This is a genomic window from Streptococcus sp. SPS1 (assembly GCF_030439915.1).
In the GTDB taxonomy this organism is placed as follows: Bacteria; Bacillota; Bacilli; order Lactobacillales; family Streptococcaceae; genus Streptococcus.
In genome coordinates this window covers 1-26,236 of record NZ_JAQFJG010000012.1, presented here as the reverse complement: position 1 = coordinate 26,236, position 26,236 = coordinate 1, and the positions used below count along the sequence as shown (strand labels likewise).

Here is a 26,236-nt window from a genome sequence, read left to right as displayed (position 1 = left end):
AGATGTCTATTACAACCTTGCTCACCCTCTTGGTGTCTTCTATGCTGATTTACTCAGCACCCCTCATCTTTACAAGTATTGGTGGTGTTTTCTCTGAACGAGGTGGTGTCGTAAACGTCGGCCTTGAAGGAATTATGGTTATGGGTGCCTTTTCTGGAGTTGTCTTTAACCTTGAATTTGCAGAACAATTTGGAGCAGCAACTCCATGGCTATCCTTGCTTGTAGCAGGATTGGTAGGGGGACTTTTCTCCATCATCCACGCAGCAGCAACGGTTCATTTCCGTGCAGACCATGTTGTCAGCGGTACTGTCTTGAACTTGATGGCGCCAGCCTTGGCTGTTTTCTTGGTGAAAGTACTTTATAACAAAGGACAAACCGACAACCTAAGTCAGACTTTTGGACGCTTTGATTTCCCAGTCTTGGCAAATATCCCAGTTATCGGTGATATTTTCTTCAAGTCAACTAGTCTACTTGGTTATCTGGCCATTGCCTTCTCATTCCTTGCTTGGTTTATCCTCTTCAAGACTCGATTTGGTCTTCGTCTCCGCTCTGTCGGTGAACACCCTCAAGCAGCGGACACTTTGGGAATCAATGTCTACAAGATGAGATATTTAGGGGTTATCATTTCAGGTTTCCTAGGTGGAATTGGCGGAGCGATTTATGCTCAATCGATTTCGGTTAACTTCTCAGTGACAACTATTGTTGGACCTGGATTTATCGCCCTTGCTGCGATGATTTTTGGAAAATGGAATCCAATCGGAGCCATGCTTTCTAGTCTTTTCTTTGGACTTTCACAAAGTTTGGCTGTTATCGGATCTCAATTGCCATTCCTACAAGGAGTTCCTGCGGTTTATCTTCAAATCGCACCTTATGTTTTGACAATTCTTGTCTTGGCAGCCTTCTTTGGAAAAGCAGTTGCACCAAAAGCAGATGGTATTAACTATATCAAATCAAAATAAGCATATAAAAAAACGTCAGTTCTGTTTTGAACTGGCGTTTTATTTTTTAGGATGTTGATGAGTTAAGTTCAATCCCCAAGGGACCAAATTTTCAGTTTTATTTTTGATGCGAGCGATATTGTCCTTATGACGAATGATAATCAAACTAGCGAGTGCTAGGATAATAGCGATGAAGAGAGGGTCATAGTTGCTCAGGATAAAACCAACAAGTGGAAAGAGTAGAACCCCGATGACGGCTGCGATAGATGATGTGATACTAGACAGTGAAATCATACTGCCTAGATAGAGGGTTCCAAAGAAAACAACCGCAAGGTAGAGACAGAAGATAGGCGCAAATCCAAAAATCACACCTGCACTGGTTGCGACAGCCTTGCCACCCTTAAATCCTGCAAAGATAGGGAAGGTATGGCCGATAACAGCCAAAAGTCCAAAGATAAGAGGCGAAACACCTTGCAGATGAAACATAATCGGAAGCAGTGTTGCTAGGGTTCCTTTGAAAAAGTCAATCACAAAGGTCGCCATACCTGCTTTCTTGCCTAAAATGCGGAAAGTATTGGTTGTTCCAGTATTTCCAGAACCATGCTCGCGCAGATTGATTTGAAAGAATACTTGTCCAATCCAGAGACCAGACGGAATCGAACCCAGCAGATAGGCTAGGATTAATAAAACTATTGTAATCATACTCCTATTATATCATGAATTGGGAAAGAAAGGCAGAGAATCTCTTCTGAAATTGTCACATCGGAGAAAGAAAAATTTTGCAAAATCCTTGGAAAACCTGTAGAATAGTAAAGATGAACGAATAGGAGGTTCCTTGTGTCAAAAAAGGAAATCAATATTAACAATTATAATGATGATGCCATTCAGGTGCTAGAAGGGTTGGATGCGGTTCGAAAACGTCCAGGGATGTATATCGGATCGACCGATGGTGCTGGTCTCCACCACCTAGTCTGGGAAATCGTCGATAATGCTGTCGATGAGGCCTTGTCTGGATTTGGTGACCGTATTGATGTGACCATCAATAAAGATGGGAGTTTGACTGTACAAGACCATGGTCGTGGGATGCCGACAGGTATGCACGCTATGGGAATCCCAACAGTTGAGGTTATCTTTACCATCCTTCACGCTGGAGGAAAATTCGGTCAGGGTGGCTACAAGACATCTGGTGGTCTCCACGGGGTGGGTTCTTCCGTTGTTAACGCTCTTTCAAGTTGGCTGGAAGTTGAAATTACCCGTGATGGAACGGTTTATAAACAACGTTTTGAAAATGGTGGGAAACCTGTTACGACTTTGAAGAAAATCGGTACAGCACCCAAGTCTAAAACAGGTACCAAGGTTACGTTCATGCCTGATGCGACTATCTTTTCTACGACAGACTTCAAATACAATACCATTTCAGAACGCCTCAATGAATCAGCCTTTCTTTTGAAAAATGTGACCTTGTCTTTGACAGATAAGCGAACAGATGAAGCAATCGAATTCCATTATGAGAATGGGGTACAAGACTTTGTTTCTTATCTCAACGAAGACAAGGAGACCTTAACGCCAGTTCTTTACTTTGAAGGGGAAGATAATGGTTTCCAAGTGGAAGTAGCTCTTCAGTATAATGACGGATTTTCAGATAATATTTTGTCCTTTGTCAATAACGTTCGTACCAAGGACGGCGGAACGCATGAGACAGGACTCAAGTCTGCTATCACTAAGGTCATGAATGACTATGCGCGTAAGACGGGGCTTCTCAAGGAAAAAGATAAAAACCTTGAAGGTTCAGACTATCGTGAGGGACTAGCGGCCGTTCTTTCTATCTTGGTTCCTGAAGAACACCTCCAGTTTGAAGGACAGACCAAGGACAAACTAGGAAGTCCACTAGCTCGCCCAGTTGTGGATGGCATTGTGGCGGATAAGTTGACCTTCTTCCTTATGGAAAATGGGGAATTGGCTTCTAATCTCATCCGCAAGGCTATCAAGGCGCGTGATGCTCGTGAAGCGGCACGTAAGGCGCGTGATGAGAGCCGAAATGGTAAGAAAAATAAAAAAGACAAGGGCTTGCTGTCTGGGAAATTGACCCCAGCCCAGTCTAAAAATCCAGCTAAGAATGAACTCTATCTGGTCGAAGGTGATTCTGCCGGTGGTTCGGCTAAACAAGGTCGTGACCGTAAGTTCCAGGCAATCTTGCCTCTTCGTGGTAAGGTTATCAATACAGCTAAAGCCAAGATGGCGGATATTCTCAAAAATGAAGAAATCAACACTATGATTTATACTATAGGTGCGGGTGTTGGAGCAGACTTCTCTATTGAAGATTCCAACTATGACAAGATCATTATCATGACCGATGCGGACACCGATGGTGCCCATATCCAGACCTTGCTCTTGACATTTTTCTACCGTTACATGCGTCCTCTAGTCGAGGCAGGTCATGTCTATATCGCCCTTCCGCCTCTTTACAAGATGTCAAAAGGAAAAGGCAAGAAAGAAGAAGTGGCCTATGCTTGGACGGACGGAGAGCTAGAAGAACTCCGCAAGCAGTTCGGTAAAGGTGCTACCCTCCAACGCTACAAAGGTCTTGGTGAGATGAATGCGGACCAGCTCTGGGAAACAACCATGAATCCTGAAACCCGTACCCTCATCCGTGTCACGATCGAAGACCTAGCACGCGCAGAACGCCGCGTCAATGTCCTCATGGGAGATAAGGTCGAACCACGCCGTAAGTGGATTGAGGATAATGTCAAGTTTACGCTTGAGGAAGCAACAGTTTTTTAAGTTAGTTTAAAGAGGAAATAAGAGTGAGAGTTATTGAATTATTTGCAGGTGCAGGTGGTTTGGCACTTGGAATAGAAAAAGCTGGATTCGAAGCCATTGGTTTGATTGAGTTTGATAAAGCAGCAGCGGAAACATTGAAGCACAACAGACCTAGTTGGAATGTCATTTATGATGATATTGCAAATATTTCATCTCTTGATTTGGAGGAATATTTTAATATAAAAAAAGGAGAACTAGAACTGTTGAGCGGAGGCGCTCCCTGTCAAGCTTTTTCTTATGCTGGGAAACGTTTAGGTTTAGAGGATGCTCGAGGTACATTATTCTACCACTATGCGATATTTCTAAATAAACTTCAACCGAAAATGTTTGTTTTTGAAAATGTACGTGGCCTAGTTTCTCATGATCATGGAAAAACATTTCGAACTATTATGGATATTTTTTCTGATGAAGGTTACACGGTTAAATGGAAGGTTTTAAATGCTTGGGATTATGGAGTGGCTCAGAAACGTGAACGTATGATTATGGTTGGGGTTAGAAATGACTTAGCTGATATTATTTCGTTTGATTATCCAGAACCACATGAATATAAGCCAGTATTGAGAGATATATTATTAGATAGTCCGCCTAGTGTTGGTGCACAATATTCTGATTACAAGAGAAAAATTTTTGAATTAGTTCCCCCAGGTGGCTATTGGCGTGATATTCCAGAAGATATTGCAAAAGAGTATATGAAGTCAACTTGGAATATGACTGGGGGCAGGACAGGTATTTTGAGAAGAATGAGTTTAGATGAACCATCTTTAACAGTTTTAACATCTCCTACCCAAAAACAAACAGAACGTTGCCATCCATTGGAGGCTCGTCCTTTTACAGTTCGTGAAAATGCTCGCATTCAAAGTTTTCCAGATGATTGGATATTCCAAGGGAGCATAGGAAATCAATATAAGCAAGTGGGAAATGCTGTTCCAGTTAACTTGGCTTATGAAGTGGGGATAAAGATAAAAGAAAGTTTGGAGCAACTATGACTTGGGATTTAGATTTTATCAGTGAAGAAGATTTTTTAAAACATGTTCAGGATACAATTTCGAAGTATGGTGAAAAATTGAAATCTTTTGATTTGAAACGATTTAATAAGAATATTGTAGATCCTGTAAAACTAATTTTTGATAAGTCGGTTTATCGTAGTTCTTGGGATGAAATTATTAGTAATGAAATTTTTCGCCAAAGAGATAAATCAAATAATAATGATATTGGCTATTTCCATCAAACTATTTTCAGATATATGAAGAATTGTCGTGTCCCAGATAATGGAAAAGAAGGTGGCTGGGATGTTATATATGAGAATCCAGAAGGAATTTCTTTACCTGATGGTTCGCGTGTAAGTAGAATTTATGTTGAAATGAAAAATAAGCACAATACGATGAATTCTGCATCATCAGGGAAGACTTTTATCAAGATGCAAAATCAGTTATTGAAGGATGACGATTGTGCCTGTTTCTTGGTCGAAGCGATTTCCAAGCAATCTCAAAATATTAAATGGGAACCTAAAGTTGATGGGGAAAAAGTTGGCCACAAATTTATTCGTAGAGTTAGCCTGGATCAATTTTATTTTATGGTAACGGGTGAAAAAGATGCCTTTTATAAGATGTGTATGAATTTACCATCAGTAGCTGAGAAGGCAGTAGAACAAATGGGAACAGAGATCGTGCCAAATGATACTGTTTTTGAAGAAATCATTATGAAAGCAGAAGGAAATATTGAAGATGATAGTGAATTGGCAGTTGCAAGAGTGATTTATCTTCTAGGATTTTCAACTTATTTAGGTTTTGATAGAACATGATTTCATAACAAAATGGCGTTAATAAGGGGAAATTATGGTATTGGAAAATAAACTAGGCATTACAAACTCAGCCCAGCTGGCAGATGCAGAAGAAAAACTGACAAAAAAACAAGCCGCCCTGCTTTTTCAGACAGGAGACTTGTTCAAGATGGAAGTTGGGACATTTTCAGGGCTGTCAGCGATTCACCACTATCTCTTTTCAGGTATCTATGATTTCGCTGGAAAGATCCGTGATGTTAATATTGCAAAGGATAATTTTCAATTTGCGCCTCGTATTTTTTTAGAGCAATCCTTGCAGTATATTGACAAACTTCCTCATGACAATTTTGATCAAGTAGTTGATAAGTATGCAGATATGAATATTGCCCATCCTTTTCGTGAGGGGAATGGACGCGCCATGCGGATTTGGTTAGATTGTATGCTTCGAGAGAAACTGGGCAAAGTGGTAGACTGGAATGCCATAGATAAGGATGAGTACCTCAATGCCATGAAGCGCAGCGCTGTATCAACAGGAGAACTCAAGTATTTACTTCTCAATAACTTGACGGATGACCTCAGTCAAACCAGTTTCTTTAAGGGAGTGGATGCTTCATACTACTACGAAGGATACAGTCTTTACCAGACAGGGGAATTATAGTATAAACACTATCCAGTAAGAAGAAGCAGACACCTAGTAATCTATAAAACGAGAAGGTACTGACATGAGAACAGAAATAGAAGTGCTCGATGTGATTTTACAGACTGCCAAAACTATACAAGTCGAGGCTGTCGCTATGTCTGGTTCACGGACAAACCCAAAGGCCCCAAAAGATGAATTTCAAGACTATGACGTGGTCTATGTCGTGGATGATTTAGATAATTTGACGAGTGACCTTTCTTGGTTTGAGCAGTTTGGCAAACGCCTGATTGAACAGCAGGTCCAGCTTGACCATCGTCGTCTTTATCTCATGCTCTTTGAGGATGGTAACCGCATTGATTTAACCCTCTGCCCTAAAGAGAATATCAAGGAGTGGGTGGATAGCGAAGCAGGATTCACTGTTTTGGAAGACCCAGAACATTTATTTGAACCCTATTCCCAAAAACTAGAGCGTTTCTGGATGAGTCCAGCTAGTGAGACAGATTTTAAAAATTCCTGTAATGAATTTTGGTGGGTGTCAGCCTACGTGGTTAAAGGAATTTGTCGTCATCAAGTCATCTATGCGACAGACCATCTCTATGGTATTTGTCAGAAAGAGTTGTTAAAAGTCTTAGCTTGGCAGGTAGCAAGTGATAAGGGAACAGTAGACGTCGGCAAGAATTATAAGTATCTTTTTAACTATTTATCTGCTGAGAAAGAGAAGGAGTTCTCAGATTTGCTTGATTTCTCCAGTTTAGACAAAATCACTCAGTCTTTGTTTTCCACGATGCAACTTTTCCACCAAGAAGCTCAATCTCTTGCTCAAAAGCTGGGCTTTGCCTACGATAAGGAAGTTGCGGAGAGGATGATTGAGTATGCTGAGGAGAGAGTGAAGAAGTTTGGGAATAACTAGAAAAATGAAAAAACGAGAGGAGAAGACTCATGATTGAAAAAGTGGAACGCCTCATTACAGAGATTAATCGTATTCATCGAGAATATTCTAAAGATTATTTTGAAACGGGTAAGGTGGAAAAAATCAATCTCAAGCATACCTTTTCAAAAGTTCCGACTAAAGCGATTTTGGCCTACCGTCTGAATTTACATGAGTCAATTAATGATTATCTGATGAAAGCGGATGTCCAAGATATTGCCTATGTTTATCGTGTTAAAACTTCTGAGTCTATTTTAGATAAAATTACACGTTTTTCCGAGCGTCAAGAGGGCTATCCTGTGAATTCCATTCTCAATGATATTTTTGGTGCTCGTATGATTTTAAGTTCCAAAGAGATAGCTCAAGTCATGGAGAAATTAGATGATTGGCAAGAGCTGTACGGACTAAAAAACTGGTATTTACGTGATAAAGATGACTATGTCGGTATTCATATCTATTTTAAAAATAAGAGTAATTTTTACTACCCATGGGAACTCCAACTTTGGGATAAGAAAGATGTAGATAGCAATATCGCCAGTCATATCAAGTATAAACGAGGATTTGTGGAGTAGACATTTCAAGTGGAAATGGCGATACAGGAATTGGATGAAATTCACTCACCCTATATTTTTCTTTTTCCATAATATTTACTCTCCATTCTTCGAAAGGAGTTGAACACGCCCTGAATGCTATGTGAAATTTCTTATTAACTGAAGCAACGCATTTTAAACACATTAAACTACAGAAAGGGTCGTTTGGTTATTTGTAGTAACTGAATACGGGACTAATTTTATTCGGAAAAAAGTCAAATCAAATCGTCTTGACTTCATCGAGCCCTACATCAATTTTCTATTTTTCTACAGACATTTTTGGCAAGCCAAATCGTCCCTTTATATATTAACTGAACACCTTTTCTGTAAAAAACTACTCTATATTCTTTGAAAGGAGTTGAACACGCCCTAAATGATGCGTGAAAAAGATAAATTCTCTGGTGAGCTTGCTTACTTCAAGAATTTTCTATTTTCACTTGATATTTTACGGGCTCTGTATCCTATATGAGTAACATTCAAAACATGTCCCTGGAGGACATCATGGGAGAGCGCTTTGGTCGTTACTCCAAGTACATCATTCAAGACCGGGCTTTGCCAGACATTCGTGATGGCTTGAAGCCGGTTCAGCGTCGCATTCTTTATTCTATGAATAAGGATGGCAATACCTTTGACAAGAGCTACCGTAAGTCGGCTAAGTCTGTCGGTAATATCATGGGGAATTTCCACCCACACGGTGACAGTTCTATCTATGATGCCATGGTTCGTATGTCACAGGACTGGAAAAATCGTGAGATTCTAGTTGAAATGCACGGTAATAACGGTTCTATGGATGGAGATCCGCCTGCAGCTATGCGTTATACCGAGGCGCGTTTGTCAGAGATTGCAGGCTACCTTCTTCAGGATATCGAGAAAAAGACAGTTCCTTTTGCTTGGAACTTTGACGATACCGAGAAAGAGCCGACAGTCTTGCCAGCAGCCTTTCCAAATCTCTTGGTAAATGGATCGACTGGTATTTCGGCTGGATACGCCACAGATATTCCTCCCCATAATTTAGCTGAGGTCATTGATGCGGCGGTTTACATGATTGACCACCCAACTGCAAAGGTTGATAAACTCATGGAATTCTTGCCGGGACCAGACTTCCCGACAGGAGCCATCATCCAAGGCCGTGATGAAATCAAGAAAGCTTATGAAACAGGAAAAGGGCGCGTGGTTGTTCGTTCCAAGACTGAGATTGAAAAGCTAAAAGGTGGTAAGGAACAAATCGTTATCACTGAGATTCCTTATGAAATCAACAAGGCTAATCTAGTCAAGAAAATCGATGATGTTCGTGTTAATAACAAGGTAGCTGGTATTGCTGAGGTTCGCGACGAGTCTGACCGTGATGGACTACGTATTGCTATTGAGCTCAAAAAAGACGCTAATACGGAGCTTGTTCTTAATTATCTTTTCAAATACACTGATCTGCAAATCAACTACAACTTTAACATGGTGGCGATTGACAATTTCACACCTCGTCAGGTCGGTATTGTCCCAATCTTGTCTAGCTACATCGCCCACCGTCGCGAAGTGATTTTGGCGCGTTCACGCTTTGACAAGGAAAAGGCTGAGAAACGTCTCCATATCGTCGAAGGTTTGATTCGCGTGATTTCGATTTTGGACGAAGTCATTGCTCTTATCCGTGCTTCTGAGAATAAGGCGGACGCCAAGGAAAACCTTAAGGTCAGCTATGATTTTACAGAAGAGCAGGCTGAGGCCATCGTTACCTTGCAACTTTACCGTTTGACCAATACAGACGTGGTTGTCTTGCAGGAGGAAGAAGCAGAACTTCGTGAAAAGATTGCCATGCTTGCAGCGATCATTGGTGACGAACGGACTATGTACAATCTCATGAAGAAAGAGCTTCGTGAGGTCAAGAAGAAATTTGCGACTTCTCGTTTGAGTAGCTTAGAAGATACTGCGAAAGCAATCGAGATTGATACAGCTAGTCTGATTGCTGAGGAAGATACATATGTCAGCGTGACCAAGGCAGGTTACATCAAGCGTACCAGTCCACGTTCCTTTGCGGCTTCCACTCTGGAAGAAATTGGCAAACGTGATGATGACCGTCTGATCTTTGTACAAGCTGTCAAGACAACCCAGCACCTCTTGATGTTCACAAGTCTTGGAAATGTCATCTACAGACCAATCCATGAATTAGCAGATATTCGCTGGAAGGATATCGGAGAGCATCTGAGCCAAACCATTACCAACTTTGAAACTAACGAAGAAATCCTTTATGTGGAAGTGGTGGATCAGTTTGACGATGCGACAACCTACTTTGCTGCAACTCGTCTTGGTCAAATCAAACGCGTAGAACGAAAAGAATTCACTCCGTGGCGGACCTATAAATCTAAGTCTGTTAAGTATGCTAAACTCAAAGACGAGACAGACCAGATTGTAGCAGTAGCTCCAATCAAACTAGATGATGTTCTCTTGATTAGTCAAAACGGTTATGCCCTGCGTTTCAATATTGAAGAGGTTCCGGTTGTCGGTGCCAAGGCAGCAGGTGTCAAGGCTATGAATCTGAAAGAAGATGATGTCCTCCAATCTGCCTTTATCTGTAATACCTCTTCCTTCTATCTCTTGACACAACGTGGAAGTTTGAAACGTGTTTCTATTGAGGAAATTCCAGCAACCAGCCGTGCTAAAAGAGGACTACAAGTCTTGCGTGAGTTGAAAAACAAACCGCACCGTGTCTTCTTAGCAGGAGCAGTCGCAGAACAAGGCTTCATTGGTGATCTCTTCAGTACAGAAGTGGAAGAGAACGACCAAACTCTGCTTGTTCAATCCAACAAAGGAACAATCTATGAAAGCCGATTGCAAGACTTGAACCTGTCAGAACGAACTAGCAACGGAAGCTTCATTTCTGACACGATTTCAGATGAAGAAGTTTTTGACGCTTATCTTAAAGAAGTATTTACTGAAGCTAAATAAGTGAAATGAGGAATCAGTTCTAAGAGCTGGTTCTTTTTATTGAAGAAATTTTCTGAAAATTACAAAATATACTTGCTATTTTAGAAAAATAGTGTAGAATATAAGAAATAGGTTTTTAGAATAAGGAGTGGAATATGACAGTAACGATTGATTGGGAAAACCTTGGTTTTTCCTATATGAAATTACCTTATCGCTATATTGCTCATTTTAAAAATGGACAATGGAATCAAGGAGAGCTTACAGAGGATGCAACTTTGCATATTTCAGAGTCTTCTCCAAGTCTTCACTATGGACAACAAGCATTTGAAGGTTTGAAAGCTTATCGTACTAAGGATGGCAGTGTTCAACTGTTTCGTCCTGATGAAAATGCTAAACGCTTGCAACGTACCTGTGACCGTCTCTTGATGCCACAAGTTCCAACAGAAATGTTTGTAGAAGCTTGTAAGGCGGTTGTTCGCGCAAATGAGGAATACGTACCACCATACGGAACAGGTGGAACCTTATATCTTCGCCCTCTTTTGATTGGTGTCGGAGATATTATTGGGGTAAAACCAGCAGAAGAGTACATTTTCACCATCTTTGCTATGCCAGTTGGAAATTACTTTAAGGGTGGTTTGGTCCCAACCAACTTCTTGATTCAGGATGAATACGACCGTGCAGCTCCAAATGGTACAGGTGCGGCAAAGGTTGGTGGAAACTATGCTGCCAGTCTCTTGCCAGGAAAATTGGCCAAGTCACGTCATTTCTCAGATGTTATCTATCTAGACCCATCAACTCATACAAAGATTGAAGAAGTCGGTTCAGCTAACTTCTTTGGAATTACAGCTGATAATGAATTTGTAACACCATTGAGCCCATCTATCTTGCCATCTATTACCAAGTATTCTTTGCTTTATTTGGCAGAACATCGCTTGGGCTTAACTCCTATTGAGGGGGATGTTCCAATTGATAATCTTGACCGTTTTGTAGAGGCAGGTGCTTGTGGTACAGCAGCGGTTATTTCTCCGATTGGCGGTATTCAACACGGCGATGATTTCCATGTGTTCTATAGTGAAACAGAAGTAGGACCTGTGACTCGTAAACTCTATGATGAACTGACAGGAATTCAGTTTGGTGATATTCCAGCGCCAGAAGGTTGGATTGTAAAAGTAGATTAAAAATATATTAAAGGAGATTTTTATGAAATCGAAAAAGTGGCTCTTAACAGCAGGAGTGGTCCTGAGCACAACAGCTCTTTTAGCAGCCTGTGGAAAAGCTGATAAAGAAGCAGATGCTCCGACAACATTTTCTTATGTCTATGCAGTGGATCCAGCATCCTTGGACTATAGCATAGCAACGCGTACATCCACAACAGATATTATCGGGAATGTCGTTGATGGTTTGATGGAAAATGATAAATATGGTAATGTTATTCCTTCTTTGGCTGAGGATTGGTCTGTCTCAAAAGATGGATTGACTTATACCTATAAACTTCGTAAAGGAGTGAAATGGTACACATCAGAAGGCGAAGAATACGCAGAAGTAACAGCCCATGACTTTGTGACAGGACTAAAACACGTTGCTGATGGCAAGTCAGACGGTGTCTCTCTCATCCAAAATTCAATCAAAGGCTTGGACGCCTATATGACTGGTGAAACCAATGATTTCTCTACAGTTGGTGTTAAGGCTTTGGATGACTATACAGTTGAGTATACATTGAATGCGCCAGAAAGTTTCTGGAATTCAAAAGTTACAACAGCGACGATGTTGCCTGTAAATGAAGAGTTTTTAAAGGCATCAGGAAAGAATTACGGAGAGGTTAGCCCAGCAGGTATTCTCTACAATGGTCCTTATTTCTTAAAAACATTGACTTCTAAATCGTTGATTGAATACGAGAAAAATCCAAATTACTGGGATAAAGAAAACGTTAAAATTGAGAAGATTAAATTGACTTACTACGATGGTTCTGATCAGGAATCGTTGATTCGTAGTTTCTCTTCAGGTGCCTATACGACAGCTCGTCTCTTCCCAAGTAGCTCAAACTTTGCTTCAACTTTGGAACAATACGGAGATAAGATCACTTATAGCCCACAGGACTCAAGTAGTTATTACTTTACTTTTAACGTAAATCGTCAGTCATATAATAAAACTGCGAAAACAAGCGAAGAGCAAAAGACTTCTACAAAAGAAGCTATGCTTAATAAGGACTTCCGTCAGGCTATCAACTTTGCCTTCAACCGCCATTCATATGCTGCCCAGCTAAATGGTGAAGATGGTGCGGACAAGATTATTCGTAACAGCCTTGTTCCTGACAACTTTGTACAAGCTGGTGGTAAGAACTTTGGTCAAATTGCTCAAGCAGAGTTGGTGAACTACGGTGACCAATGGAAGGGCGTTGAGCTAGTTGACGGTAAGGATTCTATCTACAACCCTGGTAAGGCTAAAGCAGCCTTTGAAAAAGCTAAGAAAGACTTGGAATCTAAAGGGGTCACTTTCCCAATTCACTTGGATGTCCCAGTTGAACAAACAGATACCATCGCCGTTCAACAAAGCAACTCTTTCAAACAGTCAATCGAATCAACTCTTGGTGCTGAAAATGTTGTGATCGACGTTCTTCAAATGACAGATAATGAAAAGGAAACAATCACTTCACAAGCGCGTGTTCCTTCTCAAAAAGACTATGATTTGAACAGTACAGGATGGGCTCCAAGCTATCAAGATCCAGCATCTTACTTGAATATTATGGATCCAAAATCTGGTTCTGCCATGAAACACCTTGGTATTACGAAAGGAAAAGATAAGGATGTTGTCGCTAAACTTGGTTTGGATCAATATAAGAAATTGTTAGAAGATGCTGTTTCTGAGACCACTGACTTAGAGAAGAGATATGAAAAATATGCCAAAGCTCAAGCTTGGTTGACAGATAGTTCATTATTGATGCCAACAGCCTCATCTGGTGGTTCTCCAGTTGTAAGTAACGTAGTACCATTCTCAAAACCATACTCACAAGTTGGTATTAAGGGGGATCCATATATCTTTAAAGGAATGAAATTGCAAAAAGATATTGTTACAACAAAAGAATATGACGAAGCTCTTAAAAAATGGCAAAAAGAAAAATTGGAATCCAATAGCAAATACCAAAAAGAACTAGAAAAGCATATTAAATAAAGCAGAGAACTCTATGTCAGACAAGCCTGATATAGAGTTTTTTCTTGCTAGTTTTAGGATTTTCTTGTAAAATAGAAAAAGTGAAGAGAGGTATGAAATGAGCAAGAAAGATAAAAAAATCGAAATTCAAGTAGCAGATGCTAAAGTTAGTGTAGGAAAAGACAGTTTTGAAGGTTATACATTGACTATCGGTAAAAAAGTTATCGGAGAAATTGCCGAATTAGACGGACAATTTGCCATCATAAAGAATGGGAATGTCGATAGTTTTTATAAAAAATTGGAAAAAGCTGTGGAAATTTTGATTGAAAATTATAATTTAGCAAAATAAGTCTTGTTTTTTTGAAATTTTCATGATATAATAGTCCATGTTGATTGTAGGAGAGATAGCGAAGAGGCTAAACGCGGCGGACTGTAAATCCGCTCCTTCGGGTTCGGGGGTTCGAATCCCTCTCTCTCCATTTCATCAATGGGGTATAGCCAAGCGGTAAGGCAAGGGACTTTGACTCCCTCATGCGTTGGTTCGAATCCAGCTACCCCAGTTCTTAGGTAATAATCAAGATAAAAAGCAAAATATCTTAGGGTATTTTATTTTTATAATTGAAAGACGTGAACGATATGAACATGTCCTTGCGGGTGCTTAGGAAAAAAATTATAAGTATGTCAAGTTTAAGAAAAACTTGATTGTTGGAGGATTTTTTAGATGAACGAATTTGAAGATTTGCTAAATAGCGTTAGCCAAGTTGAGACTGGTGATGTTGTTAGTGCTGAAGTATTGACAGTTGATGCGACTCAAGCTAACGTTGCAATCTCTGGAACTGGTGTTGAAGGTGTCTTGACTCTTCGCGAATTGACAAACGATCGCGATGCAGATATCAATGACTTTGTTAAAGTAGGAGAAGTATTGGATGTTCTTGTACTTCGTCAAGTAGTTGGTAAAGATACTGATACAGTTACATACCTTGTATCTAAAAAACGCCTTGAAGCTCGCAAAGCATGGGACAAACTTGTTGGTCGCGAAGAAGAAGTTGTTACTGTTAAAGGAACTCGTGCCGTTAAAGGTGGACTTTCAGTAGAATTTGAAGGTGTTCGTGGATTTATCCCAGCTTCAATGTTGGATACTCGTTTCGTACGTAACACTGAGCGTTTTGTAGGTCAAGAATTTGAGGCTAAAATCAAAGAAGTTGACGCTAAAGAAAATCGCTTCATCCTTTCACGTCGTGAAGTTGTTGAAGCAGCTACTGCAGCAGCTCGCGCCGAAGTGTTCGGTAAATTGGCTGTTGGTGATGTTGTAACTGGTAAAGTTGCTCGTATCACAAGCTTTGGTGCTTTCATTGACCTTGGTGGTGTTGACGGATTGGTTCACTTGACTGAATTGTCACACGAACGTAACGTTTCACCAAAATCAGTTGTAACTGTTGGTGAAGAAATTGAAGTGAAAATCCTTGATCTTAACGAAGAAGAAGGACGTGTATCACTTTCACTTAAAGCAACAACACCTGGACCATGGGATGGCGTTGAGCAAAAATTGGCTAAAGGTGATGTAGTAGAAGGAACAGTTAAACGTTTGACTGACTTCGGTGCATTTGTTGAAGTATTGCCAGGTATCGATGGACTTGTTCACGTATCACAAATTTCACACAAACGTATTGAAAATCCAAAAGAAGCTCTTAAAGTTGGTCAAGAAGTTAAAGTTAAAGTTCTTGAAGTTAACGCAGATGCAGAGCGCGTATCACTTTCTATCAAAGCTCTTGAAGAGCGTCCAGCTCAAGAAGAAGGACAAAAAGAAGAAAAACGTGCTGCTCGTCCACGTCGTCCAAAACGTCAAGAAAAACGTGATTTCGAACTTCCAGAAACACAAACAGGATTCTCAATGGCTGACTTGTTCGGTGATATCGAACTTTAATCAAATTGAAAATTCATAAAATCCTTTGTTTTCTAAACAAGGGATTTTTCTTTTGTCTGTAAGCCTTTTTTGATATAATAGTTCTATGTTAAAATCAGAAAAACAATCACGTTATCAAATGTTAAATGAGGAGCTCTCTTTTTTATTGGATGGTGAAACCAATGTTTTGGCTAATCTTTCCAACGCCAGCGCTCTTCTAAAATCACGCTTTCCTAATACCGTATTTGCAGGCTTTTATCTGTTCGATGGAAAGGAATTGGTTTTAGGTCCTTTCCAAGGAGGTGTTTCCTGCATCCGTATCTCACTAGGCAAGGGTGTTTGTGGTGAGGCAGCACACTTTCAGGAAACTGTTCTGGTTGGTGATGTAACGACTTATCCCAACTATATTTCTTGTGATAGTCGAGCTAAAAGTGAAATTGTTGTGCCAATGATGAAGAATGGTCAATTGCTAGGGGTTCTGGATCTGGATTCTTCAGAGATTGATGATTATGATGCTATGGATCGAGATTATTTGGAACAATTTGTTGCTATTTTGCTTGAAAAGACAGAATGGGACTTTACAATGTTTGGGGAGAAAGCCTAATGTATCAAGCACTTTATCGAAAATATAGAAGTCAAAATTTCTCCCAGTTGGTTGGTCAAGAAGTTGTGGCTAAGACCCTTAAACAAGCGGTGGAGCAAGAGAAAATAAGTCATGCTTATCTTTTTTCAGGTCCTCGTGGAACGGGAAAAACCAGTGTGGCTAAGATTTTTGCCAAGGCTATGAACTGTCCCAATCAAGTGGGTGGTGAACCTTGTAATAACTGCTATATTTGTCAGGCAGTGACAGATGGTAGTTTAGAAGATGTCATCGAAATGGATGCGGCCTCTAATAATGGGGTGGATGAAATCCGTGAAATTCGTGATAAATCTACCTATGCCCCTAGCCTTGCTCGTTATAAAGTTTATATCATAGATGAGGTTCACATGCTGTCTACAGGGGCTTTTAATGCCCTCCTAAAGACGCTGGAAGAGCCAACACAGAATGTAGTCTTTATTTTGGCCACTACTGAATTGCACAAGATTCCTGCGACTATTCTATCCCGTGTGCAACGTTTTGAGTTTAAATCAATTAAGACACAGGATATTAAGGAACATATCCACTATATCTTAGAAAAAGAAAATATCAGTTCTGAACCAGAGGCTGTGGAAATCATTGCCAGACGGGCGGAAGGTGGAATGCGGGACGCCTTGTCTATTTTGGATCAAGCCCTGAGTTTGACACAGGGAAATGAATTGACGACTGCCATCTCTGAAGAAATTACTGGCACCATTAGCCTATCAGCCTTGGATGATTATGTGGCTGCCTTGTCTCAACAGGATGTTACCAAGGCCTTGTCTTGCTTGAATCTTCTTTTTGACAATGGTAAGAGCATGACCCGTTTTGTGACCGACCTTTTGCACTATTTAAGAGACTTGTTAATTGTTCAAACAGGGGGAGAAAACACTCATCATAGTCCAGTCTTTGTAGAAAATTTGGCACTTCCTCAAGAAAATCTGTTTGAAATGATTCGCTTAGCGACAGTGAGTTTAGCAGATATTAAGTCTAGTTTGCAGCCCAAGATTTATGCTGAAATGATGACCATCCGTTTGGCGGAAATCAAGCCCGAACCAGCTCTTTCTAGTGCAGTTGAACATGAAATTTCTGCACTGAGACAGGAAGTGACACGTCTCAAACAAGAACTCGCTAATGTGGGAACTGTGCCCAAGCCAACAAGTCCAGCTCCTAGTCGCCCAGCGGCAGGCAAGACCGTCTATCGTGTCGATCGCAATAAAGTGCAATCTATCTTACAAGAGGCCGTTGAAAATCCTGATTTAGCACGTCAAAACCTGATTCGTTTGCAGAATGCCTGGGGAGAGGTGATTGAAAGTCTAGGAGGTCCTGATAAGGCTCTGCTAGTTGGATCTCAACCGGTTGCAGCCAATGAACACCATGCCATTCTTGCTTTTGAGTCTAACTTCAATGCTGGTCAAACCATGAAACGAGACAATCTCAACACCATGTTTGGAAATATCCTCAGTCAGGCAGCCGGTTTTTCACCTGAGATTTTAGCTATTTCCATGGAGGAATGGAAAGAAGTTCGCGCAGCCTTTTCAGCCAAAGCCAAATCTTCTCAAACTGAAAAAGAAGCAGAAGAAAGCCTGATTCCAGAAGGATTTGAATTTTTGGCTGATAAAGTGAAGGTAGAGGAAGACTAAAGAAAGATTTCATGATACAATAAGTTTATGAATAAACAACAATTTATTATTATGGCGCTGTTTACAGCTGCTGAGACCTATTTTTTCAATGAAGCCTGGATGACTGGTCGCTATATTATGGCAGCCTTTTGGGCCATTTTACTCTTTAGAAATTTTCGTGTCAGTTATGTGATGGGCAAAATCGTTGATGTCATTGATCAGCATTTTAATAGGAAAGACTAGCCCTCAGCTTCCAGACAAAATCAAAGCCTTTTAGGCTTTTTTTTGTTATACTATAAAAGTATATTTATAGACCTTTTACTCTATTTCTGGGGAAATCAGACGTTTTTCTAGTAAGTACTGTAAAAGTCTTGAAAAAGAAAGGAACTATCATGTCAGTATTAGAGATCAAAGATCTTCACGTTGAGATTGAAGGAAAAGAAATTTTAAAAGGGGTGAATCTGACCCTGAAAACAGGAGAAATTGCCGCTATCATGGGACCAAATGGTACTGGTAAATCGACTCTTTCTGCCGCTATCATGGGAAATCCAAACTATGAAGTTACCAAAGGTGAAGTCTTGTTTGACGGTGTAAATATCCTTGAATTGGAAGTAGACGAGCGTGCGCGTATGGGACTTTTCCTTGCTATGCAATACCCATCTGAAATCCCTGGAATTACCAACGCTGAATTTCTTCGTGCAGCAATGAATGCTGGTAAAGAAGATGATGAAAAGATTTCAGTTCGCGAGTTCATCACTAAGCTAGATGAAAAAATGGAATTGCTCAACATGAAAGAAGAAATGGCAGAGCGTTACCTCAACGAAGGTTTCTCTGGTGGTGAGAAAAAACGTAATGAAATTCTTCAACTTTTGATGTTGGAACCAACTTTCGCCCTTTTGGATGAGATTGACTCTGGTCTTGATATTGACGCTCTTAAAGTTGTTTCTAAAGGTGTGAATGCTATGCGTGGTGAAGGCTTTGGTGCTATGATTATCACTCACTACCAACGTCTTTTGAACTACATCACACCAGACGTGGTACACGTCATGATGGAAGGTCGTGTTGTCCTTTCAGGTGGTCCAGAATTGGCTGCGCGTTTGGAACGTGAAGGATACGCAAAACTAGCTGAAGAACTTGGCTACGACTACAAGGAAGAATTGTAATTCCCTCGTATCTTTTAGGAGAAGTAAATGACTAAAGAAACTATTAAACTTTTTTCAGAAATGCACGCTGAACCAAGCTGGTTGGCTGATCTCCGTCAAAAAGCTTTTGACAAGATTGAGACTTTGGAATTACCAGTTATTGAGCGTGTGAAATTTCACCGTTGGAATCTGGGTGATGGAACGATTACAGAAAGTGAGCCATCAGCAAATGTTCCAGATTTCACTGCACTAGATAACCACTTGAAGTTGGTGCAAGTAGGAACCCAAACTGTTTTTGAGCAAATTCCAGTTGAATTGGCTGAACAGGGTGTTATCTTTACAGACTTCCACTCAGCTTTAGAAGAAATTCCCGAGCTGATCGAAGAATTCTTCATGTCATCTGTTAAGTATGACGATGACAAGTTGGCGGCCTACCACACAGCTTACTTTAACAGTGGTGCTGTTCTCTACATTCCTGATAATGTTGAAATTAAAGAGCCAATAGAAGGTATTTTCTACCAAGATAGTGATAGTGATGTGCCGTTTAACAAGCATATTATGATTATTGCTGGTAAAAACTCTAAGATTAGCTATCTTGAACGCTTAGAGTCACGTGGTGAGGGTAGTGCCAAAGCAACTGCCAATATTACAGTAGAAGTCATTGCTCGTTCTGGAGCTCAAGTCAAGTTTGCAGCTATTGACCGTCTAGGTGAAAACGTCACTGCTTATATTAGCCGTCGTGGTAAATTAGGCAACGATGCAAGCATTGACTGGGCGATTGGTGTCATGAACGAAGGCAATGTCGTTGCTGACTTTGATAGTGACTTGATTGGTAACGGTAGCCATGCTGACCTTAAAGTTGTTGCTCTATCAAGTGGCCGTCAGGTACAAGGGATTGATACTCGAGTGACTAACTATGGTTGCAACTCAATCGGAAATATCCTCCAACATGGGGTTATTCTTGAAAAAGCAACCTTGACCTTCAATGGTATCGGCCATATCATCAAGGGTGCTAAGGGAGCAGATGCGCAACAAGAAAGTCGTGTTCTCATGCTTTCAGACCAGGCTCGTTCAGATGCTAACCCAATTCTTTTGATTGATGAAAATGACGTCACTGCAGGACACGCAGCCTCTATTGGTCAGGTGGATCCAGAAGATATGTACTACCTCATGAGTCGTGGCTTGGATAAGGTAACTGCAGAGCGTTTGGTTGTTCGTGGCTTCCTTGGATCCGTTATCGTTGAGATTCCAGTCAAGGAAGTTCGTGATGAAATGATTGCAACTATCGAAGAAAAATTGTCAAAACGCTAAGGGGAAGCCGATGTTAGATGTAGAAGCGATTCGCAAGGATTTTCCAATTTTAGACCAGATTGTTAATGATGAACCATTGGTTTATTTGGATAATGCTGCGACGACACAAAAACCACTAGCAGTTCTGGAGACGATTAACCGCTACTATGAGAACGACAATGCCAATGTTCATCGTGGCGTTCATACCTTGGCGGAGCGGGCGACTGCTTCCTATGAAGCTGCTCGTGAAACTATTCGTAAGTTTATCAATGCAGGGTCTATAAAGGAAGTTCTCTTTACTAGAGGAACGACAACCAGTCTGAACTGGGTAGCTCGCTTTGCAGAGGAAGTTCTGACTGAAGGAGATCAAGTTTTGATTTCTGTCATGGAACACCATTCCAACATCATTCCTTGGCAGGAAGCCTGCCGTAAGACTGGGGCAGAGCTTGTCTATGTCTATCTCAAGAATGGAGCTCTGGATATGGATGATTTGCGAGCTAAATTGACTGATAAAGTTAAGTTTGTCTCCCTAGCTCACGCCTCAAATGTTCTTGGTGTGGTCAATCCAATCAAAGAAATCACTCAATTGGCTCACCAAGTGGGAGCCGTCATGGTGGTGGATGGAGCTCAATCTACGCCTCATATGAAGATTGATGTCCAGGACTTGGATGTGGACTTCTTTGCCTTTTCGGGTCACAAGATGGCTGGTCCGACTGGTATCGGTGTCCTTTACGGCAAAGAGAAGTATCTGGAACAAATGTCACCAGTAGAATTTGGCGGCGAGATGATTGATTTCGTCTATGAACAATCTGCTAGTTGGAAAGAATTGCCTTGGAAATTTGAGGCTGGAACGCCAAATATGGCAGGTGCTATTGGACTTGCAGCAGCAGTGGATTATCTGGAAAAGATTGGTATGGATGCCATTGAAGCTCATGAGCAGGAATTGATTTCATACGTCTATCCAAAACTGCAGGCGATTGAGGGATTGACCATTTATGGTTCGCAGAACTTGGCTCAACGTTCAGGTGTCATTGCCTTTAACCTAGGGGATCTTCATCCCCATGACCTAGCTACAGCACTTGATTATGAAGGAGTAGCAGTTCGAGCCGGTCACCACTGTGCGCAACCCTTGCTTCAGTATTTGGAAGTTCCAGCAACAGCTCGTGCAAGTTTTTATATCTACAATACCAAGGCAGATTGCGACAAATTAGTCGATGCCTTACAAAAGACAAAGGAGTTTTTCAATGGCACTTTCTAAACTAGATAGCCTTTATATGGCAGTGGTAGCGGACCATTCGAAAAATCCACATCATCAAGGGAAGTTGGATGATGCTGAACAAATCAGTCTCAACAATCCAACCTGTGGGGATGTCATCAACCTCTCTGTCAAGTTTGATGCAGCGGATCGTTTGGAAGATATCGCTTTTCTAAATTCAGGTTGTACCATCTCGACTGCCTCTGCTAGTATGATGACAGATGCCGTTTTAGGAAAAACCAAGCAAGAAGTCTTAGAACTTGCGACTATTTTTTCTGAAATGGTTCAAGGGCAAAAAGATGAACGCCAAGACCAACTAGGTGATGCAGCCTTCTTATCAGGTGTTGCAAAATTTCCACAACGGATTAAGTGTGCAACTCTGGCTTGGAACGCCCTTAAGAAAACAATTGAGAATCAAGAAAAAAAGTAAGACAAGTTTCTTTTGTCTTATGAACTATTAGAAATGAAGAATGAAAGAAAGGATATTATGGCTGAAGAAAGAGTAGAACCAAAACCAATTGACCTTGGTGAATATAAATTTGGTTTCCATGATGATGTAGAGCCTGTCCTATCGACAGGAAAAGGATTGAATGAAGATGTCATTCGTGAACTATCAGCTGCCAAGGGAGAACCTGAGTGGATGTTAGAGTTCCGTTTGAAGTCTTATGAAACCTTCAAAAAAATGCCTATGCAAACTTGGGGAGCAGACTTGTCAGAGATTGATTTTGATGACTTGATCTACTACCAAAAACCATCTGATAAACCAGCTCGTTCATGGGATGAGGTTCCTGAAAAAATTAAAGAAACCTTTGAGCGTATCGGGATTCCTGAAGCTGAGCGTGCCTATCTAGCCGGTGCCTCTGCCCAGTACGAGTCAGAAGTAGTTTACCACAACATGAAGGAAGAATTTGAGAAGTTAGGTATCATCTTTACAGATACGGATTCTGCCCTCAAGGAATACCCAGACTTGTTTAAACAATACTTCGCTAAGTTGGTACCGCCGACAGATAACAAGTTGGCAGCCCTCAACTCAGCAGTATGGTCAGGTGGAACCTTTATCTACGTGCCAAAAGGTGTCAAGGTAGATATTCCGCTTCAAACTTACTTCCGTATCAACAACGAAAATACTGGTCAGTTTGAACGTACCTTGATTATCGTTGATGAGGGAGCAAGTGTTCACTATGTAGAAGGATGTACAGCGCCAACTTATTCAAGCAACAGTTTGCATGCTGCCATCGTAGAAATTTTTGCCTTGGACGGAGCTTATATGCGTTATACGACTATCCAAAACTGGTCTGATAACGTCTATAACTTGGTAACGAAACGTGCTAAAGCTCAAAAGGATGCCACTGTTGAGTGGATTGATGGAAACTTGGGTGCCAAAACAACCATGAAATACCCATCTGTTTACCTAGATGGAGAAGGGGCGCGTGGTACTATGCTTTCGATCGCCTTTGCTAATGCTGGGCAACACCAAGATACGGGTGCCAAGATGATTCACAACGCACCACATACTAGCTCATCTATCGTGTCTAAATCCATCGCTAAAGGCGGAGGAAAGGTTGACTACCGTGGACAGGTAACCTTTAACAAAAACTCTAAGAAATCTGTTTCTCACATTGAGTGTGATACTATTATCATGGATGACTTATCAGCATCAGATACCATTCCATTTAATGAAATCCACAACTCTCAAGTAGCTTTGGAACACGAAGCAAAGGTTTCTAAGATTTCAGAGGAACAACTCTATTACCTCATGAGCCGTGGCTTGTCAGAATCTGAGGCAACTGAGATGATTGTTATGGGATTTGTAGAACCTTTTACAAAAGAACTTCCAATGGAATATGCAGTTGAACTTAACCGTTTGATTAGCTATGAGATGGAAGGATCAGTTGGGTAAAATTTGATTTTAGATTTATCCAAAATCAAGGACTTTGAAGATGAACTTGTAATAAAAAAATCGCGGTTTAAATCGCGATTTTTTTATAATTTCTCGTTAACAAAGCGGACAAACTGATTCCACCAAACTTTTAAGAAGAAGGCTTTTTCAATTTTCTTTTCTGCAACCATTTCGAAACTAGGGCGCTCTGTGGTGATGTAACCTTGACCAATCAAGTCCTTGTCTTCATAAGTCAAATGGCCAACCACTGTTCCAGCTTCAAGTGGTGCTGGGATTGCTTTGGAATCAGGTGTGAATTGAACAGATTGGGAAGATTGATTCCCAACACGTTCAATTAGATAGATATCCTCTGGAGCCACTGCAGTGACCGTATCTTCTTTTCCATCTTGTACAGGTGCTTTGCTATCTTGATAGGCATCGCCTTGCTGAACGATTTTGCGAAGTGTAAATGTAGAAGAAATATAATCCATTAGGGAAGATGTAGCTGTAAATCGAGCGTAAGGATTATTGTCTTGATGATCTGCATTTAAAACAACTGTGATAACCCTCATCCCTTTTTCCACAGTAGTACCAACAAAAGACTCTCCAGCCTTATCTGTTGTTCCTGTTTTCAGTCCATCAAAACCACCGCGATAAGCAGGCATACCTTCTAACATGTAGTTGGTAGAAGTGATTGTCATCCCATCAAAAGTAGAAGAAGGTTTTTTGGTGATTTCCAAAACTTGTGGATACTTTTTGATGAGATTGCGGGCAACGATGGCAACATCATAAGCACTGAGCTTATTTTCATCATCTTTATTAGACCCTGGGTAAATGTTATCCCCTAGAGTCTCATTGTTAAGACCAGTTGTATTGACAACCGTGGCATCATTAATTCCCCATTCCAGGAGTTTGGCACGCATCATATCGACGAAGTCTTTCTCTGAGCCAGCAATTTTCTCAGCTAGGGCAATAGCGGCGCTGTTGGCACTAGATACTAGAGTTGCTTCAAGTAACTCTTCGACAGTATAATTACGGGCCTCCATAGGAACATTACTGGCTTCAGAATTTGTCGTCAATTGATAAGGATAATCAGAAATATCTACAGGAGTGGAGAGGGTAATACTTCCGTTTTCCAAAGCTTCATAGACCAGGTAAACGGTAAGTAGTTTCGTTATAGAAGCAATTTCGACAGGTTGAGTTGCATCTTTCTCATAGAGAATTTTACCAGTATTTGCCTCAACAGCAATGGCATGTTTTGCAGCAATATTAAAATCTTGAGCAGCAACAGTAGAAGCACCTCCTAAAAGGGAGACAGTTAATAAAGTTAAAAATATTTTTTTCATAGTAGTCTTATTCTATCATAAAGAAAAAAAATATTCTTGCTTTAATAATTCATCCGTTAAGTTTTTTGAAAATATGGTAAAATAGAGTGAGGGAGGTAACTCATGTTTCGTAGAAATAAATTATTTTTTTGGACCACAGAAATTTTACTCTTAACAATCATCTTTTACCTATGGAGACAGATGGGGTCTTTGATTAACCCTTTTGTTAGCGTGCTTAATACAATTATGATTCCATTTTTATTAGGGGGCTTTCTTTATTATTTGACAAACCCTATTGTTACTTTCTTAAATAAAGTCTGTAAACTCAATCGTTTACTTGGTATTTTAATTACCTTGTGTGCTTTGGTCTGGGGAATGGTCATAGGTGTTGTCTATCTCTTACCTATTTTGATTAATCAGTTATCTAGTTTGATTATATCTAGTCAAACTATTTATAGTCGAGTACAAGACTTAATCATAGACTTATCTAATTACCCTGCGCTCCAGAATTTGGATGTAGAAGCTACAATTCAGCAACTGAACTTATCCTATGTTGATATTCTTCAAAATATCCTAAATAGCGTATCAAATAGTGTGGGGAGCGTCTTGTCAGCTCTTATCAGTACTGTTTTGATTTTGATTATGACTCCAGTTTTTTTGGTTTATTTCTTATTAGATGGACATAAATTCTTGCCCATGCTTGAAAGAACGATTCTAAAGAGGGATCGCTTGCATATTGCAGGCTTATTAAAGAATTTGAATGCGACGATTGCTCGCTATATTAGTGGAGTTTCGATTGACGCAATCATTATAGGTTGTTTGGCTTATATTGGCTATAGTATTATTGGTTTAAAATATGCTTTAGTTTTTGCTATTTTTTCTGGTGTAGCCAATTTAATTCCTTATGTGGGGCCAAGTATTGGTTTGATTCCTATGATCATCGCAAATATATTCACTGATCCCCATAGAATGCTGATCTCAGTGATTTATATGCTTGTTGTTCAGCAGGTAGATGGCAATATCTTATATCCTCGAATTGTAGGAAGTGTTATGAAGGTTCATCCAATCACGATTTTGGTTTTACTTTTGTTGTCAAGCAATATCTATGGTGTAGTTGGAATGATTGTCGCAGTGCCAACCTATTCTATCTTGAAAGAAATTTCTAAGTTCTTATCCCGTTTGTATGAAAATCATAAAACAATGAAAGAACGAGAAAGAGAATTAGCTAAGTAAAAGTCAGGAGAACCCGGATTTTTCTTTTTCTTTAGGGAAGTTATAGGAGTAGAAGTGCCGTTTAGATCAGCAGATTAAGAATAATGGTAAATTCCCAAACTAACTTCCACCGCTAATCCAAGTGGAAGTTAGTCTGATAAAAATCGTAAAAACCAGTGGAAATCCGTGTCAGGGTAAGTTCCGCTGGTTTTAATCATGCTTGATTTCATCGC

The 26,236-nt window shown here is 40.4% G+C and carries 23 protein-coding genes and 2 tRNA genes; 23 read left to right on the top strand and 2 right to left on the bottom strand.

Features of this window, described 5'->3' with window-relative positions:
* Positions 1 to 2: 2 nt before the first annotated feature.
* Positions 3 to 959 (top strand): ABC transporter permease, encoded by a 957-nt coding sequence (locus tag PCY12_RS08490; RefSeq protein ID WP_000029124.1) that lies wholly within the window; start codon positions 3 to 5, stop codon positions 957 to 959.
* A gap of 39 nt (positions 960 to 998) precedes the next feature.
* Here PCY12_RS08490 and plsY read toward each other — a convergent pair whose 3' ends face one another.
* Positions 999 to 1,640, bottom strand: a complete 642-nt coding sequence (plsY, locus tag PCY12_RS08485) for a glycerol-3-phosphate 1-O-acyltransferase PlsY (protein ID WP_301352478.1) — start codon at positions 1,638 to 1,640, stop codon at positions 999 to 1,001.
* 135 nt (positions 1,641 to 1,775) lie between these two features.
* Between plsY and parE the strand changes: the two genes are divergently transcribed.
* From parE to sufB, 21 genes are all read left to right on the top strand, one after another.
* The gene (gene parE, locus PCY12_RS08480; protein ID WP_301352476.1) at positions 1,776 to 3,719 is read left to right on the top strand and encodes a DNA topoisomerase IV subunit B; all 1,944 of its coding nucleotides are present in this window, start codon (positions 1,776 to 1,778) and stop codon (positions 3,717 to 3,719) included.
* 23 nt (positions 3,720 to 3,742) lie between these two features.
* Positions 3,743 to 4,744, top strand: a complete 1,002-nt coding sequence (locus tag PCY12_RS08475; RefSeq protein WP_301352474.1) for a DNA cytosine methyltransferase — start codon at positions 3,743 to 3,745, stop codon at positions 4,742 to 4,744.
* The gene (locus tag PCY12_RS08470) at positions 4,741 to 5,559 is read left to right on the top strand and encodes an Eco47II family restriction endonuclease (RefSeq protein ID WP_301352473.1); all 819 of its coding nucleotides are present in this window, start codon (positions 4,741 to 4,743) and stop codon (positions 5,557 to 5,559) included. Before PCY12_RS08475 ends, PCY12_RS08470 begins: the two co-directional genes overlap by 4 nt.
* Before the next feature lie 34 nt (positions 5,560 to 5,593).
* Positions 5,594 to 6,196, top strand: coding sequence for a protein adenylyltransferase Fic (fic, locus tag PCY12_RS08465; RefSeq protein ID WP_301352471.1), 603 nt, complete (start codon positions 5,594 to 5,596; stop codon positions 6,194 to 6,196).
* A gap of 64 nt (positions 6,197 to 6,260) precedes the next feature.
* Positions 6,261 to 7,088 carry an aminoglycoside 6-adenylyltransferase gene (locus tag PCY12_RS08460; protein WP_301352469.1) on the top strand — a complete coding sequence of 276 codons (828 nt, stop codon included), beginning with the start codon at positions 6,261 to 6,263 and terminating at the stop codon, positions 7,086 to 7,088.
* A 29-nt stretch (positions 7,089 to 7,117) separates the two neighbouring features.
* Complete coding sequence (locus PCY12_RS08455; protein ID WP_301352467.1) at positions 7,118 to 7,678, top strand: GTP pyrophosphokinase; 561 nt, start codon at positions 7,118 to 7,120, stop codon at positions 7,676 to 7,678.
* A 483-nt stretch (positions 7,679 to 8,161) separates the two neighbouring features.
* A complete protein-coding gene (gene parC / locus PCY12_RS08450; RefSeq protein WP_301352465.1) occupies positions 8,162 to 10,633 on the top strand; it encodes a DNA topoisomerase IV subunit A in 2,472 nt (823 codons plus the stop codon).
* A gap of 134 nt (positions 10,634 to 10,767) precedes the next feature.
* On the top strand, positions 10,768 to 11,790 hold the full coding sequence (locus PCY12_RS08445) for a branched-chain amino acid aminotransferase (RefSeq protein ID WP_164225963.1): 1,023 nt from the start codon (positions 10,768 to 10,770) through the stop codon (positions 11,788 to 11,790).
* A 22-nt stretch (positions 11,791 to 11,812) separates the two neighbouring features.
* A complete protein-coding gene (locus PCY12_RS08440) occupies positions 11,813 to 13,780 on the top strand; it encodes a peptide ABC transporter substrate-binding protein (protein WP_301352463.1) in 1,968 nt (655 codons plus the stop codon).
* A gap of 97 nt (positions 13,781 to 13,877) precedes the next feature.
* The gene (locus tag PCY12_RS08435; protein WP_000037120.1) at positions 13,878 to 14,108 is read left to right on the top strand and encodes a DUF2969 domain-containing protein; all 231 of its coding nucleotides are present in this window, start codon (positions 13,878 to 13,880) and stop codon (positions 14,106 to 14,108) included.
* A gap of 49 nt (positions 14,109 to 14,157) precedes the next feature.
* Positions 14,158 to 14,238, top strand: a tRNA-Tyr gene (locus PCY12_RS08430).
* 9 nt (positions 14,239 to 14,247) lie between these two features.
* A tRNA-Gln gene (locus PCY12_RS08425) sits at positions 14,248 to 14,319 on the top strand.
* A 161-nt stretch (positions 14,320 to 14,480) separates the two neighbouring features.
* The gene (gene rpsA, locus PCY12_RS08420; protein ID WP_061439368.1) at positions 14,481 to 15,683 is read left to right on the top strand and encodes a 30S ribosomal protein S1; all 1,203 of its coding nucleotides are present in this window, start codon (positions 14,481 to 14,483) and stop codon (positions 15,681 to 15,683) included.
* Positions 15,684 to 15,768: 85 nt separating this feature from the next.
* Positions 15,769 to 16,266 carry a GAF domain-containing protein gene (locus PCY12_RS08415; protein ID WP_301352461.1) on the top strand — a complete coding sequence of 166 codons (498 nt, stop codon included), beginning with the start codon at positions 15,769 to 15,771 and terminating at the stop codon, positions 16,264 to 16,266.
* On the top strand, positions 16,266 to 17,921 hold the full coding sequence (gene dnaX / locus PCY12_RS08410) for a DNA polymerase III subunit gamma/tau (protein WP_301352459.1): 1,656 nt from the start codon (positions 16,266 to 16,268) through the stop codon (positions 17,919 to 17,921). Before PCY12_RS08415 ends, dnaX begins: the two co-directional genes overlap by 1 nt.
* Before the next feature lie 27 nt (positions 17,922 to 17,948).
* Complete coding sequence (locus PCY12_RS08405) at positions 17,949 to 18,143, top strand: DUF3272 domain-containing protein (protein WP_001041547.1); 195 nt, start codon at positions 17,949 to 17,951, stop codon at positions 18,141 to 18,143.
* Positions 18,144 to 18,292: 149 nt separating this feature from the next.
* Positions 18,293 to 19,063 (top strand): Fe-S cluster assembly ATPase SufC, encoded by a 771-nt coding sequence (gene sufC, locus PCY12_RS08400; RefSeq protein WP_000114489.1) that lies wholly within the window; start codon positions 18,293 to 18,295, stop codon positions 19,061 to 19,063.
* 27 nt (positions 19,064 to 19,090) lie between these two features.
* Positions 19,091 to 20,353 carry a Fe-S cluster assembly protein SufD gene (gene sufD / locus PCY12_RS08395; RefSeq protein WP_301352457.1) on the top strand — a complete coding sequence of 421 codons (1,263 nt, stop codon included), beginning with the start codon at positions 19,091 to 19,093 and terminating at the stop codon, positions 20,351 to 20,353.
* 10 nt (positions 20,354 to 20,363) lie between these two features.
* Positions 20,364 to 21,590, top strand: a complete 1,227-nt coding sequence (locus PCY12_RS08390) for a cysteine desulfurase (protein ID WP_301352455.1) — start codon at positions 20,364 to 20,366, stop codon at positions 21,588 to 21,590.
* Positions 21,577 to 22,017, top strand: coding sequence for a Fe-S cluster assembly sulfur transfer protein SufU (gene sufU, locus PCY12_RS08385; protein WP_301352453.1), 441 nt, complete (start codon positions 21,577 to 21,579; stop codon positions 22,015 to 22,017). The genes PCY12_RS08390 and sufU overlap by 14 nt, the downstream gene beginning before the upstream one ends.
* 57 nt (positions 22,018 to 22,074) lie before the next feature.
* On the top strand, positions 22,075 to 23,487 hold the full coding sequence (gene sufB / locus PCY12_RS08380) for a Fe-S cluster assembly protein SufB (protein WP_000797051.1): 1,413 nt from the start codon (positions 22,075 to 22,077) through the stop codon (positions 23,485 to 23,487).
* A gap of 83 nt (positions 23,488 to 23,570) precedes the next feature.
* Here sufB and pbp3 read toward each other — a convergent pair whose 3' ends face one another.
* A complete protein-coding gene (pbp3, locus tag PCY12_RS08375) occupies positions 23,571 to 24,812 on the bottom strand; it encodes a D-alanyl-D-alanine carboxypeptidase PBP3 (RefSeq protein WP_301352451.1) in 1,242 nt (413 codons plus the stop codon).
* A gap of 102 nt (positions 24,813 to 24,914) precedes the next feature.
* Between pbp3 and cozE the strand changes: the two genes are divergently transcribed.
* Positions 24,915 to 26,024 carry a cell elongation protein CozE gene (cozE, locus tag PCY12_RS08370; protein WP_061439387.1) on the top strand — a complete coding sequence of 370 codons (1,110 nt, stop codon included), beginning with the start codon at positions 24,915 to 24,917 and terminating at the stop codon, positions 26,022 to 26,024.
* Positions 26,025 to 26,236: the final 212 nt, after the last annotated feature.

Excerpts from the sequence above, each read along its gene's own strand:
- PCY12_RS08490 (WP_000029124.1), top strand. The coding sequence starts at position 3 with ATGTCTATTACAACCTTGCTCACCCTCTTGGTGTCTTCTATGCTGATT.
- plsY (WP_301352478.1), bottom strand. The coding sequence starts at position 1,640 with ATGATTACAATAGTTTTATTAATCCTAGCCTATCTGCTGGGTTCGATT.
- PCY12_RS08470 (WP_301352473.1), top strand. The coding sequence starts at position 4,741 with ATGACTTGGGATTTAGATTTTATCAGTGAAGAAGATTTTTTAAAACAT.
- fic (WP_301352471.1), top strand. The coding sequence starts at position 5,594 with ATGGTATTGGAAAATAAACTAGGCATTACAAACTCAGCCCAGCTGGCA.
- PCY12_RS08460 (WP_301352469.1), top strand. The coding sequence starts at position 6,261 with ATGAGAACAGAAATAGAAGTGCTCGATGTGATTTTACAGACTGCCAAA.
- PCY12_RS08455 (WP_301352467.1), top strand. The coding sequence starts at position 7,118 with ATGATTGAAAAAGTGGAACGCCTCATTACAGAGATTAATCGTATTCAT.
- parC (WP_301352465.1), top strand. The coding sequence starts at position 8,162 with ATGAGTAACATTCAAAACATGTCCCTGGAGGACATCATGGGAGAGCGC.
- PCY12_RS08445 (WP_164225963.1), top strand. The coding sequence starts at position 10,768 with ATGACAGTAACGATTGATTGGGAAAACCTTGGTTTTTCCTATATGAAA.
- PCY12_RS08440 (WP_301352463.1), top strand. The coding sequence starts at position 11,813 with ATGAAATCGAAAAAGTGGCTCTTAACAGCAGGAGTGGTCCTGAGCACA.
- PCY12_RS08435 (WP_000037120.1), top strand. The coding sequence starts at position 13,878 with ATGAGCAAGAAAGATAAAAAAATCGAAATTCAAGTAGCAGATGCTAAA.
- rpsA (WP_061439368.1), top strand. The coding sequence starts at position 14,481 with ATGAACGAATTTGAAGATTTGCTAAATAGCGTTAGCCAAGTTGAGACT.
- PCY12_RS08415 (WP_301352461.1), top strand. The coding sequence starts at position 15,769 with ATGTTAAAATCAGAAAAACAATCACGTTATCAAATGTTAAATGAGGAG.
- dnaX (WP_301352459.1), top strand. The coding sequence starts at position 16,266 with ATGTATCAAGCACTTTATCGAAAATATAGAAGTCAAAATTTCTCCCAG.
- PCY12_RS08405 (WP_001041547.1), top strand. The coding sequence starts at position 17,949 with ATGAATAAACAACAATTTATTATTATGGCGCTGTTTACAGCTGCTGAG.
- sufC (WP_000114489.1), top strand. The coding sequence starts at position 18,293 with ATGTCAGTATTAGAGATCAAAGATCTTCACGTTGAGATTGAAGGAAAA.
- sufD (WP_301352457.1), top strand. The coding sequence starts at position 19,091 with ATGACTAAAGAAACTATTAAACTTTTTTCAGAAATGCACGCTGAACCA.
- PCY12_RS08390 (WP_301352455.1), top strand. The coding sequence starts at position 20,364 with ATGTTAGATGTAGAAGCGATTCGCAAGGATTTTCCAATTTTAGACCAG.
- sufU (WP_301352453.1), top strand. The coding sequence starts at position 21,577 with ATGGCACTTTCTAAACTAGATAGCCTTTATATGGCAGTGGTAGCGGAC.
- sufB (WP_000797051.1), top strand. The coding sequence starts at position 22,075 with ATGGCTGAAGAAAGAGTAGAACCAAAACCAATTGACCTTGGTGAATAT.
- pbp3 (WP_301352451.1), bottom strand. The coding sequence starts at position 24,812 with ATGAAAAAAATATTTTTAACTTTATTAACTGTCTCCCTTTTAGGAGGT.
- cozE (WP_061439387.1), top strand. The coding sequence starts at position 24,915 with ATGTTTCGTAGAAATAAATTATTTTTTTGGACCACAGAAATTTTACTC.